The 12,414-nt window shown below is 46.3% G+C and carries 9 protein-coding genes; all 9 read right to left on the bottom strand.

Annotated features, from left to right (window positions below; all coding sequences use genetic code 11):
• Positions 1-49 precede the first annotated feature (49 nt).
• The 9 genes from QUA00_RS11065 to QUA00_RS11030 all read right to left on the bottom strand — a co-directional run bounded on the left by QUA00_RS11065 (position 50) and on the right by QUA00_RS11030 (position 11,646).
• Positions 50-1,252, bottom strand: a complete 1,203-nt coding sequence (locus QUA00_RS11065; RefSeq protein WP_333409627.1) for a tetratricopeptide repeat protein — start codon at positions 1,250-1,252, stop codon at positions 50-52.
• Between the two features lie 422 nt (positions 1,253-1,674).
• Positions 1,675-2,439, bottom strand: a complete 765-nt coding sequence (locus QUA00_RS11060) for a Uma2 family endonuclease (protein WP_333409626.1) — start codon at positions 2,437-2,439, stop codon at positions 1,675-1,677.
• A 207-nt stretch (positions 2,440-2,646) separates the two neighbouring features.
• On the bottom strand, positions 2,647-2,760 hold the full coding sequence (locus tag QUA00_RS36795) for a TPR end-of-group domain-containing protein (protein WP_445252040.1): 114 nt from the start codon (positions 2,758-2,760) through the stop codon (positions 2,647-2,649).
• Positions 2,739-4,454, bottom strand: coding sequence for a tetratricopeptide repeat protein (locus tag QUA00_RS11055; RefSeq protein WP_333143830.1), 1,716 nt, complete (start codon positions 4,452-4,454; stop codon positions 2,739-2,741). The genes QUA00_RS36795 and QUA00_RS11055 overlap by 22 nt, the downstream gene beginning before the upstream one ends.
• Positions 4,451-5,797: an ATP-binding protein gene (locus QUA00_RS11050; RefSeq protein ID WP_333409625.1), complete on the bottom strand. Its 1,347-nt coding sequence runs from the start codon at positions 5,795-5,797 to the stop codon at positions 4,451-4,453. Before QUA00_RS11050 ends, QUA00_RS11055 begins: the two co-directional genes overlap by 4 nt.
• 104 nt (positions 5,798-5,901) lie before the next feature.
• Complete coding sequence (locus QUA00_RS11045) at positions 5,902-6,420, bottom strand: Ycf51 family protein (protein ID WP_333143832.1); 519 nt, start codon at positions 6,418-6,420, stop codon at positions 5,902-5,904.
• Positions 6,421-6,504: 84 nt separating this feature from the next.
• A complete protein-coding gene (locus QUA00_RS11040) occupies positions 6,505-7,563 on the bottom strand; it encodes an adenylate/guanylate cyclase domain-containing protein (RefSeq protein WP_333409624.1) in 1,059 nt (352 codons plus the stop codon).
• A complete protein-coding gene (locus tag QUA00_RS11035) occupies positions 7,560-7,934 on the bottom strand; it encodes a response regulator (RefSeq protein WP_333143834.1) in 375 nt (124 codons plus the stop codon). Before QUA00_RS11035 ends, QUA00_RS11040 begins: the two co-directional genes overlap by 4 nt.
• Entirely contained in the window at positions 7,927-11,646 is a 3,720-nt protein-coding gene (locus tag QUA00_RS11030) for a response regulator (RefSeq protein WP_333409623.1), read from the bottom strand. Before QUA00_RS11030 ends, QUA00_RS11035 begins: the two co-directional genes overlap by 8 nt.
• Positions 11,647-12,414 lie beyond the last annotated feature (768 nt).

Below are 12,414 nucleotides of genomic sequence, written 5' to 3'. Positions count from 1 at the left end.
AAAGGTTGCAGTGCGGCATCCGTATCCATCAATCATAGCTACCCTGAAATCAAGCTAAAAACCGCACTTCTTCCCGTATTGTACGCAATTTAGAGTCATTTTTGCATAATTTCCGGTATTTATGCGGATTGAGTTCGATCGCCCTGGACAAGTTTTCGATCGCCAGCCGGATGCTGGTAGCTACAAGTTCGGGGCTGTTTGTGAGCTCGCCTGCTTCTTTTTCCAGGGCGTAAAGGCAAGCTTTTTGATAGTACAGGTTGGGATCGTCGGGTTTGAGTGCGATCATTTTATCGTAGGAGGCGATCGCTTCTGTAAATCGTTGGATTTTTTTGAGGGCGACGGCGCGGTTGTACCAGGCTTCGGTGTTGTCTGGCTGCAACTCTACGGTTTTGTCCCAAGAGGCTATTGCTTCTTCAAAGCGTTGTAAGTTGGCGAAGGCTAAGCCGCGGTTGTAAAAGGTTTCGCTGTCGTTGGGCTTGAGTGCGAGGGCTTTGTCCCAAGATGCGATCGCTTCTTCAAATTGTCCCATTTGTGCGATCGCCCTGCCGCGTTTGTTCCAGGCTTCGGCGGAATTCGGGCGCAGTTGCAGGGTTTTGTCGTAGGAGGCGACGGCTTCCGGGTATAGTTTTTCATCGGCTAGGGCTAAGCCGCGGTTGTACCAGGCTTGATGCAAGTCTGGTTTGAGTTCGATCGCTTTGTCGAAGGAAGTGATCGCGGCTGTATTTTGGTCGGATTTTCTCAGGGCAAATGCTTTGTTGTACCAAGCTTCGCAGTAGTCTGGTTTGATGGCTATAGCTTTCTCGTAGGAGGAGATCGCTTCTGATAATTTTTCTAAGCTGACGAGGGTGTTGCCGCGGTTCGTCCAAGCTTCGGGGTAGCTGGGATTGAGTTGGATCGCCTTTTCGTAGGATGCGATCGCTTCTGAGAGTCTGTTGAGCTTCCGCAAAACGTTGGCCCGATTATACCACGCTTCGGGATTGTTTGGTTTGATTTGTAGGGATTTGTTGTAGGCTGCGATCGCTTCTTCTAGCTGGCCCAATTTTTTGAGGGCTACGCCTTGGTTGTACCACGCTTCATAAAATTTTGGTTCAAGTTCGATCGCTTCTTCCCAAGATTCGATCGCAGCTTGGAATCGTCCCATTGCTTCTAGGGCGTTGCCGCGTTCGTACAAGGTTTGAGCCTTTTGGGTATTGACTGCTATGGATTTTTCCCCTGAGTCGATCGGCTTTTCTATGCTGGCTAATTTTTGCAAGGGGTTTCACCTCATTATTTTCTGTCTAATTGATTCTTTTCTTTTTTATATGCGATCTTTTTCGCCTTTGAGTGCTTTTGATCGATCCTATTTGGTTATTTATGGCAATTTTACAGGAATTTTGGGACTTTTTCAATTTTTTTTATTATACTTCTAGAGCTGGGATTGGTAGGTATAGATTAATACTATTTTTTTGAGCTGACCGAAACCATCCAGGATGCAAGCCCCCGAATTTATCCGTGGGGTCAATGCTTCAATTCTAAAATCTAAAATCTAAAATCTAAAATCGCGCAATCGATTGACTGGGTAGAAAAGAGGAAAGGGCGATCGGGCTGACAGGATTACGTTAAAAGCACAAATAAGCGCGATCGCCACAAACCACATTTTTCAAACAAACCGGCCTTCTGAGCATTTATTCGGGGTTAAATGCTATCTGGATCGATGTTCAATTCGCGCAGTTTAGCTGCTAAACGTTGAGCAATTTGATTTGCTTCTTCGGCCCTTTGATCTGCTTGTTCTGCTCTTTGATTGGCTTGTTCAGCTCTTTGATTGGCTTGTTCAGCTCTTTGATTGGCTTGTTCGGCTCTTTGAGACTCTTGTTGTAGGCGCTGACTATCTAATAATCTCTCTTCTTCTAATTCCGCATAGGAAAGAAACTTTTCTCCATTAGGTCGATAAATTTCTAACCCATCTTCTCCCAACTCAAATCGCACACCTAATCTCGGACTAATCCATCCCTCCATCGGCTCAATAACTTCTAAATTTCCCTCAATTCTTTGCCAACCTTCCAGTTCATTTATTTGTGGATCGTAAAGGTAATACTCCTCAACCCCATGACGCTGGTAAAATGAAAGTTTTTTATTCATTTTAGTATTGCTGTCGTTGTGGGAGCGAATCTCAAAAACGACTTGAGGGCCAATATTATCCTCTCGATGTTGTATGTAGGAAGGGCGATCGCCCTTTGGCCTTCCAAATATCACCATCGTATCAGGTGCTTGAGAAATTTCAGGTTTCCCCTCAACGGGATACCACAGTAAATCGGCAGCTACAAAAACGTTTGGGTCATCTTTAAACAGCGATTCGCAACCTTCTTTGATTTTGACAATTAATTCATATTGAATTGTGCTTTCTGCCATTGGTTGACCGTCGCTGGAAGGATAAATGATTTCTTGGGTTGTGACTTGCATAGTCGTTGTCTCCGAGAAGTATCTAGGTTTAATTGTACTATTTATTCAGATAATTCGGCGGTTTAAACCGCGTCTATACAAACCAAGTCCGCCTGCGCGGACTAAGAAATAATAAGAGTGTTTTTGATGCTGTAGGGGCGGGTTTTACCAACAATAATTGCCTAAAACCGACAATCTCATAAACCCGCCCCGCCCAAGGGCAAATCCCTATTCTTGAATCAAGGCTTGAAACCGAGTATGCGATCGAAAGCTGTCAAAAACTGAGTCAGTTTTTGCCAGTTTTCGGTATGTGTCAGGATTCAGATTGATGGCTTGCTGCAAATTTTGAATCGCTCGATCGATCTGACTGTGCAACGCATGAAAGCAAGCCAGATGATAAATCTGAGATGTTTGATATTGTACCAGGCTTTATCTTTATCAGGTTTGAATTCTAAGGCTTTGTCGAAGGAGGCGATGGTTTCTTCTAGCCTGCCCAAATTACCCAGTGCATAGCCCCGATTGTACCAGGCGTCCTGTTTATCAGGTTTGAATTCTAAGGCTTTGTCGTAGGAGGCGATCGCTTCTTCTAGCCTGCCTAACTTACCCATTGTAATCCCCCGATTGTACCAGACTGCGTGGTCATCTGGTTTAAATTCTAAGGCTTTGTCGTAGGAGGATATCGCTTCTTCTAGCCTGCCTAAATCATCCAGTGCATTACCCCGATTATTCCAGACTTCGTGTTTATCAGGTTTAAATTCTAAGGCTTTGTCGTAGGAGGCGATCGCTTCTTCCCATCTGCCTAAATTATCCAGTGCAATGCCCCGATTGTACCAGGCTGCGTGGTCATCTGGTTGAATTTCTAAGGCTTTGTCATAGGAGGCGATCGCTTCTTCCCATCTGCCTAAATTATCCAGTGCAATGCCCCGATTGTACCAGGCTTCGTGGTCATCTGGTTGAATTTCTAAGGCTTTGTCATAGGAGGCGATCTCTTCTTCTAATCTTCCTAAGTTACCCAGTGCAATGCCCCGATTGTACCAGGCTTCGTGTTTATCAGGTTTGATTTCTAAGGCTTTGTCATAGGAGGCGATCGCTTCTTCTAGCCTGCCTAAATTAACCAGTGTAGAGCCACGATGGTACCAGGTTTCGTGTGAATTTGGTTTGAATTCTAAGACTTTGTCGTAGAAGGCGATCGCTTCTTCTAGTCTGCCTAAATCATCCAGTCCAGATCCCCGATTGTACCAGGCGTCGTGTTTATCAGGTTTGAATTCTAAGGCTTTGTCGTAAAAGGCAATCGCCTTTGCGTAATCTTCAGCAGAGAGATACAATAAAGCCTGTTCACCAAACAATTCAGCTTTTTGTTCAGGTGTTTGCCCATCCTCATCAATTAAACCTTGAAGCCTGACCAATTCGCGTTTCCGTGCTTCAGGAGTCAAAGCTAGATATTCTTCTAGCTTCCGTCTCTCCGAACAAGCTTGCATTGATTCGGCTTGCAAGCTTTCTTTATCCATCGACAACTTAAATAAGCTCGATCGCCAATCAAAGAAATCCGGTGCTCGTTCAATCAAATAATTAACTGCAAAACGAGGTAAGATAAACACAAAACAAATATTAAAATTATCTCTAAATCTTTCCCGCTGCTGGTTGAGATTGATCAAAACAGGTGGCACACCCCGCCAACTATAGGAATAAATTTCCTCACTTTTCCATCCCAGTTCTCTTTTTTCTTGTTCATACTCATAAAGTGAATATTCTAAGCCTGTCACAAACAAAATATTAATTTCATCTCGCTTTGGCAAATCTTCAATTATCTTATAAAAATTATAAACAGACTTATCCAGCGGTAACACCTGAATCTTTTTCTGGGATAAATCTTCTCGAACTTGCGTAATCAATCGTTCCCCCTCCGCCGGCACACACTCAACAAACAACAACCGGAAACCATTCGTCCGTTTGAGAGTGCGTAGCAGAGACTCATATTCTTCCTCTGCTGTTGCTGGCGGTAAATCGGCATCCCAATCAATTATTTCTGGAGTCATGGCTCAATTTCTGGAAGTTGTGCAAGACTATCTTGAAATTGCTTAATTCCTTTAATCAGCGGGTGAACGTCATGCCAATACTGGATTTCACCTGCTTCATCAAAGTAACGGTATTCCAAAATACAGCGGTTAAACAATAACTTGCGGCATTCATCCTCATTTTTGATTTCTTTTGAGCGTGAAACCTCAGCTAAAATTTTCCATTCTCCATCGTTTACATTTCTGCGAAAAGGATCTCGTGCTTTTGTAATAGCTCTTTGCACGGCTTTTGGAGAAATCGGCAATTCTTCAGTACGCTGAATAGCTTCTTCCATTAACTGTAACATATTTCGGACATGACCGCCACTCATCAAGCAAATTTGATTGAGTATTTCTAGGTTTTCAAACAGTCCAGTTTCCAGAGACAAGTTAGGAGAAAAAGGGCTGACTCGTTTACAAATCAACTCTTTCATTTTATTCAATCCTGGTTCGTAGATATTGCCATCACGAGTTCGCACCATAATCATCGGCAAAATTTCATTGTTATCGTAATTGGAGGCTAACTCATTGGCACGATCGGAATACATCATGGAAATTGGCAAAGTATAGATAACGTGACAATCTAATCCTTTAAGTTGTTCGCAGCGGTTGATAAAAATGTCATCATGATTGTTGCTGCCTTCAGAGCCATTCAATATCACGATTCTGTCTAAATTATCCACAATAACTGCTAGTTGAGTATAGCCTTGAGGCAGATTTTGTTTAGCGCCAGCAATGTATTCATTTAGCGCAGTAATTAAAGTTGTTGTGTGAGGGTTTATTTTGCGGCGAATTTCTTGGCGCAAACTTGGTACAGCTTTAATATTTGCCGTGAGTTTGGTAAACAAAGTAATTTGAGATTCTAGACTGATAGAATCAAGGTTTACTTCCATTTGGGCCAAATCTTTTAATTCATTTCCTCGACTTTTTACCCAATTTAATAAAGCTTGAGATTTAGAGTTTGAGCTAAGTTTTTTCAATAAATGTTTGGTACAAGCGAGGAGAATATCGGTATATTCAGTATCTTCTGGATCGATATCTTCTTCTTCGGCGGCGAAATAGACTACAAAACAGCCTTTTGTTTGTAAATATTGTTGAAGTCGCAGCAATTCTGTTGATTTTCCCGCACCGCGATGTCCAGTATATAACTGACAAGTCATCCGTTCCGATCGCCGCTGAATCTTTATGCCCAAATCTTCTATAATATTCCCATCTCCTCGCGCTTCCTGACAGTCAACATACTGCGGATCATTTGCGGGCAAAGGATAGAATGGGTCAAAGGCATTGTAGAGGTTCGTTATTAATTTTTCGGATTCTTGAGTCATAATTTTATATTGTTTATAGTAGATTTGTCGTTGGTGGGGGCGGGTTTTTGAGATTGTCGGTTTGAGGCAATTTTTGTTTGTAAAACCCGCCCCTACAGGATTTATCAGGCTTGATATTTTTTCAGAATAGCAACTTTTTCGGGGAAAATTTCGATCGCCATTTTCTCATCATAACGAGTCGCGAGCGATCGCCTCACTTCGCCCAAAAACAGCGGCTGCGACAGCCCCGGTTCAGGATGTACCACTGTACGAACCCGGATTGTCATGTAGTCTCTACCGCGCCCAGAGCGCCCTGGAGAGTACAAATCCGCAGCCGCTTGCTGCATCGTTGCTTCTAATTCTGATTCCGTGATCGTAGGTGGCACAGTAACTACTGTTTGAGCGCCGCCAGTATCGTAAACTAAAGAATAGCGCACCGCACCCGGAATTTCTGTACGGGAAAACAGTCCCAAACCGAGACCGAATATACTCGCAGCAATCACGCCCATAAAGCTTGTCACTCCTACCAATCGGAAGCGAAAACCCCATTTGAAGATAAATGCTATAACTGTTAAAATAGCCAAAGCTACTGTCAGAATTCCCGCCCATTGGGCGTACATTAAGAGATTAGAATTTACGCTCATTTGATGATTTGTTGACTGTTGACTGTTGACTGTTGACTGTGGATATTAGTTACCGATACCCGATGCCCAATGCCCAATGATTAATTAAGCGTTTCGGGCCACAAGCAGATAAGTCATCATATCGCCTTTCCCCTTCACTGGAATGATGCCGCGCTCCTCAAAAACGTACTTACCCCGCAAGCGCTCGTAGGTAGCAACTGTCACCTGAATGCTGCCGGGGACGCCTTGAGATTCCATCCGGGAAGCTGTATTTACCGTATCTCCCCACAAATCGTAAGTAAATTTTTTAGTACCGATTACCCCAGCTTCTACCGGGCCTGTGTGGATGCCGATGCGAATGCTGAGCGGCTGACCTCCCTTGGTATGTATCTTAGTCATCGCTGCTTGAATTTCCAGCGCCATTTCGGCGATCGACTCGGCGTGGTCGTCGCTGGGCGTCGGCAAACCGCCAACTACCATATAAGCATCGCCGATCGTCTTAATTTTCTCAAGTCCGTAGCGCTCGGCCAACTCGTCAAAAGCCGAAAAAATTTCGTTGAGCAACTCCACCAACTGGGCCGGCGATAAATGAGCCGAAAGCTTAGTAAAACCGACCAAATCGGCAAACATCACTGTTACCTCAGCGAAACTGTCTGCGATCGTAATTTCCCCGTGTTTGAGGCGCTGTGCGATCGCCCTCGGTAAAATATTTAACAGCAAACGCTCGGACTTTTCCTTTTCCTGAGCCAACTCATGTAAATAGGCCTGTTCCTTATCCCGCAGCCGCTTCTTTTCCAGACAAGCGCTAATCCGAGCCTTGAGCAATACCGGATTGAACGGTTTAGAAAGATAATCCTCCGCCCCCAACTCTATACACCGGACGATACTGTCGATATCGTCCACCGCCGAAATCATAATCACCGGGATATGGCGCAACTTCTCGTCCGCCTTCAGATTTTCCAGCACCTGATAGCCGTTCATTTGCGGCATCATAATGTCGAGGAGAACTAAATCAAAAGGATCTCTTCGCAACATTTCCAGAGCTTGGAGACCATCTTCAGCAACAGTCACCACGTGGCCTTGACGCTGAAGTCGGCGGGCCAGCAAATCGCGGTTTACCTCATTGTCGTCAACAACCAGCACGCTGCCCTCGTCACCTTTCATGTCATAGCCTTTTTTAGAAGCAGTTCAATCTTACCCAAAAGTCGAGGAAACTCGACCGGTTTGGTGTCGTAGTCGTCGCAGCCGGCGGCAATACACTTTTCACGATCGCCCGCCATTGCGTGAGCCGTCAGCGCAATCACCGGAATCGTGCTAGTTTCAGAAGCCGCCTTAATTTGCTGCGTTGCTTGCCACCCGTCGAGCACTGGCAGACTCATATCCATCAGAATCAAATCCGGTACTTTCGCGAGCGCCATCGACACCCCCTCAGCACCGTCAACAGCAATAAAGACCTCGTGTCCCTTCCGGGCCAGACGCCGGGAAAGCATATCTCTGTTCATTTCGTTATCTTCGACCAACAGGATTTTAGCCATTGGTGTTCTCCTTGCCTTTCGAGTCGTACCTGCGATCGAACCTGTCATTGACTATAGAGCGAACATCGTGCAACAAAGTATCGCAACTGTAGACTCCCTTTTGTAGCACCCGCTCGACGTAGCCGTTTAGCTGCTGGCTTTCGGCCGGTGTCAAGTTTTTCCCCGTGAGCACAACAATCGGTATAGGATCTCCCGAATGGGATTTGCGAATTTCCCCGATTAACTCAAAACCATCCATTTCTGGCAACATCAAATCCAGTAATATCAGGTGCGGGCGAGCAACTTTTAGCCGATCGAGAGCAGCGCGTCCGCTGTCAGCTTCCGTTACTGCCCAGCCTTGTGTTTCTAGTACGCATCGCAGTATTTCGCGCGTGGCAACGTCGTCTTCCACAATTAGAATTTCACAGGTCAAATTGTTACTTGCAACGCCGTCTTGGTCGCGTCGGTACTTGTTCAACAAGGCAGCCAGCCGTTTGCCGTCCACTGGTTTGGTGAGGTAGTCCGAGGCACCCAATGCAAAGCCGAGGCTTTTGTTGCCCACAAAGGATAGCAGGATTACGGGAATTTCGGCAAGGTCAGGATCTGCCTTCAGCGCTGAGAGTACCGCCCAGCCGTCCATTCCTGGCATGATCACATCCAGGGTAATGGCGTCTGGCCGTAGTTGCTTAGCGAGCCGGAGAGCTTGCTCGCCGCCGCCTGCGACTTCTACGTGCAGTCCTTGGCGACTGAGGGTGCGCTGGATTAAATCCCGCGAGATGGGGTCGTCGTCCACTACCAGCACCGTGCCGACAGCGGGGGCGTCGGGAGGGCTAGTGCTGTCGTGGACGTTGTTGGGGATTTCCGGCTGTTTGATGGCGCTGGGCAAGATCACGGTGAAAGTAGTGCCGGAGCCCGAGGTGCTGCTGACCTCAATGCTGCCGCCCATCATCTGACAGAAGCGCTGGCTGATTGCTAGTCCCAAACCGGTGCCACCGTACTCGCGGGTAGTCGAGGCATCAGCTTGGGTGAAAGGTTGGAAAACTCGCTCCAATTGCTCTTGTGTCATGCCGATGCCGGTGTCGGCGACGCGGAAACTTAAAAATTCGGAGTTGGAAATTAAAATTTGGGAAGATTCCTCTTGATTTTTCATTTTTAATTGTTCATTTTTAATTCTTTCCACTCCGATCGAAATTCTCCCGTTTTGTGTGAACTTGGCAGCGTTGCTGAGCAAGTTAAGCAGCACTTGCCGCACTTTGGTCATGTCCGCGTGCATGGTGTCGAGGTTGTCTGGACAGTACACTTCTAGGGTATTACCGTTTTTCTCGACCAGCGGCCTGGCCGTGGCAACTGCACTTTCAATTAAGGTATGGATGTCGAAGGTTTCTAAGTAGAGATCCATTCGACCTGCTTCAATTTTAGAGATATCTAGGATGTCGTCGATCATCGACAGCAGGTGTTTGCCGGCGCTGCAGATTTTTTCGAGGTCAGGGACGAAAGCTTCATCGCCCAATTCTTCGGCTTCTTCTTGGAGCATTTCGCTGTAGCCGATGATGGCATTGAGGGGTGTGCGAAGTTCGTGGCTCATGTTGGCGAGAAATGTGCTTTTTGCCCTGTTGGCTGATTCTGCTGCTTCTAGGGCCGACTGCAAGGCGGATTCTGCCTGTTTGCGATCGGTGATGTCTTGGACTGTGCCTTCGTAGTACAAAATCCTGCCGTTTTCGTCGCAGATGCTGCGCGCGTTTTCAGAAATCCAGATCGTGCTACCGTCTCGGCGGTATATTTGGGATTCAAATTTTGACACTTGGCGGCGCGCGCCCAATAGGGCCATAAACTCGGCGCGCCGATTGGGGTCTACGTAAAGTTGGCGGTTGATCTCGGTGAGTTCGGCGAGCATTTGGGTACAGGATTCGTAGCCGTAAATTCGGGCTAGTGCGCTATTGCCACTGAGGTAGCGCCCGTCTGGGGTGGTCTGGAATATGCCTTCGACTGCGTTTTCAAAGATGCTGCGGTATTTTGTTTCGGATTGTCTCAAGGCTGCTTCTGCTCGCTTGCGCTCTAGGGCATTGGCGAGCATTTCTCCTACCATGTTTAGCTGTGTGGATATTTCGGTTGCTCGACCTGCTGTTTGCTTTAAGCCATCGAATCCGAGAATTCCTACTAGGTTTTTCCTCGAAATTAGGGGGATAATTATCAGTGAGTGGCTATTTTTTAGCGGTTTTTGGGATTCTAAATTATTGAGGGAAGTCCCAATCGAAGGTATTGAGGCGGTTGCTGTTTGATTGACTGTTTGGGATGGGGATTCTGTCTGGAATTGGGCTGGATTTTGACCGAGAAAATAGGCAATTTCGGCGATTGCTGAGGGCGGGAGTTCGCCGATTTCTGGAATATAAAGGCATTCGGCGCGATCGAGCTTTTCTGCAATCCAAGGGATTTGTGCGGTGTCTATTGGTTTGTCGGTGCTGTTTTTGACTGCCGGAATGCCTTCGCCGCACCACTCGTAGGTTTTGTCGGCGCGGGTTTTGTCGAATGATAACAGGTAGATGTAACTGCGGTTAAACCCGCTCAATGTGGCGATCGCTTCCAGGGTTCGATCGATGCCTTTGTCTATTTCTGATAAGGGCTGGCTGATGAAATCGGTTGACAAACGGGCAATCAACTGAGCGAATTCTATTCGATACTGCAAAGATTGTTCTACTTTTTTGAGTTCGGTAACGTCTCGAAAGATCCAGACTCTACCGACTGTTTTCGCTCCTACTTTTGATGGCAACGAATTTAATTCAATAATTTTTCCGTCTTTAAATTCTAATAATTCGCTGATTTGAGTATCTGAATCTGCCGACACTTTGAGCACGTTTTGGAGAAATCCTTGCGGGTCTTTTAATTGTTCCCTGTCGAATGGGAATCCTGTTTCGATCGTGTTTTTGACTGGGCCGAAGGTCGATCGGCTCAACTTTCCTTGGCTGGCGGACAAACCCCACAGCTCTAGAAATTTCTGATTATAATTGCATACATTGCCGTTGATGTCAACGGCCAGAATTCCTGCATCTGTAGATTTTAGAACTGCTTGCAGTATCGAGAGCGATTGCTTGTGTTCTCTAATGTCAAAAAGGTCAAAAAACACCAAGACTGATATTTCGCTGCCCTCAAATGCGGGATGGAAAAAATAGGAAACTGGTAAAATCTTGCCGTCGCGACACAAAAACTCGTCGTCCCAGTTGTTGCAAGGTTGACGGGAAGCGATCGCCTGTTGTAAATCTAGTGTAGGTGCGATCGGCCTATCTTCACTCTTGCTGGGCGACTGTTTCGGCTCCGTCAAAACTTGGGATTTGTGGCCTTCCTTTTGCTTCCCGATGCGCTCTAGCAGAGAAACGCCTGCAAGTTCCGACTCTCGCCACCCCAGCAAGCGTTCGGCCTCTGGATTCACCGAGATTACACAGCCCTTCGCGTCAAGGATACACAATCCCGCCCCCAAACTGTTGACACTCGCCCGCAGTCGATCGAATTCTGAAGCTGTTGGAGAGTCTTGAGGGGACTGGGGCGAGTCAGTTAAATCCTTTAACGGCACAGTCTCTGAGTTCAAGCAATCCTGCTGCTGAAGTTCTTGCTGACTCAGAGTTCCGTCATAGCTACAACTTACCTGCTCTAATAAAAGCTGCCACTGCTCAGCAGTGGGAGGGGGAGACTCGCCGACTAAACCAAGCTGTTCGAGTTGGCGCTGGAGGTGGGGGTGCATATTTTCTGGCGCTTTGTAGGCAACTTTCTACAGTATATCTTTTTAATTAATAATATATATACGTAGGTATACGGTTAGGGGACAAGTACGCGATCGAAATCTCTAACAGGTTTTATTGAGAAGCCGAGGGATCATCTCGGCTCTCCAAAATCTTTCCAACTCGGCTAATTATATTAATTTTCATAACTTTTAAGGGTTGTGTACAAACCAATCTTCTGAATGTCGGCAGCCGGCTCAAAAATAATAATATCATCTGATCGAGTCAATACTCAGGAAAGTTTGGGTAACGATACTATAAGCTTACGCGGGGCAAGGAGCAGAAAAAAGTCGAATTAAATGCAATCCCGGCGTGGAGCCGACATTGATTTAATTATCCACAGTCGAGCAAAGTCAAGCGAGAATCAGCCATTGGGCCAGAGAAAAACTGTTCGGAGTATTAATCAAGTGAACTTACCCTCAAAAACTAGGTGGGATCCAAAAAACGATCGCGGACGCGGGTACTGGACAGGAAAAATTATTATTCCCATGCCAGCCGAAACGATTTCAGGACTTTTCGTATTTACTCATAAATTAATTAGGGTTATCTAACCCGCCCTAATCTTCTACCTCTATAGCAATCCTACATCATTTGTGAATTTATTACTCCCGATCGAGCGGGTTCGGGGAGGGTTGGGGTGGGGTAAAAAAAATAGGGAGCATCTCACCTTTGCAGCCCTCCGCTAGAAATAGGAGTTTTGAGGCAGGAGGCAGAAGGCAGGAGGCAGAAGG

Source organism: Microcoleus sp. T2B6 (assembly GCF_036700475.1).
In the GTDB taxonomy this organism is placed as follows: Bacteria; Cyanobacteriota; Cyanobacteriia; order Cyanobacteriales; family Microcoleaceae; genus Microcoleus.
This window is presented reverse-complemented; position numbering and strand designations above follow the sequence as displayed.

Excerpts from the sequence above, each read along its gene's own strand:
- QUA00_RS11050 (WP_333409625.1), bottom strand. The coding sequence starts at position 5,797 with ATGACTCAAGAATCCGAAAAATTAATAACGAACCTCTACAATGCCTTT.
- QUA00_RS11055 (WP_333143830.1), bottom strand. The coding sequence starts at position 4,454 with ATGACTCCAGAAATAATTGATTGGGATGCCGATTTACCGCCAGCAACA.
- QUA00_RS11030 (WP_333409623.1), bottom strand. The coding sequence starts at position 11,646 with ATGCACCCCCACCTCCAGCGCCAACTCGAACAGCTTGGTTTAGTCGGC.
- QUA00_RS11040 (WP_333409624.1), bottom strand. The coding sequence starts at position 7,563 with ATGAAAGGTGACGAGGGCAGCGTGCTGGTTGTTGACGACAATGAGGTA.
- QUA00_RS11045 (WP_333143832.1), bottom strand. The coding sequence starts at position 6,420 with ATGAGCGTAAATTCTAATCTCTTAATGTACGCCCAATGGGCGGGAATT.
- QUA00_RS11035 (WP_333143834.1), bottom strand. The coding sequence starts at position 7,934 with ATGGCTAAAATCCTGTTGGTCGAAGATAACGAAATGAACAGAGATATG.
- QUA00_RS11060 (WP_333409626.1), bottom strand. The coding sequence starts at position 2,439 with ATGCAAGTCACAACCCAAGAAATCATTTATCCTTCCAGCGACGGTCAA.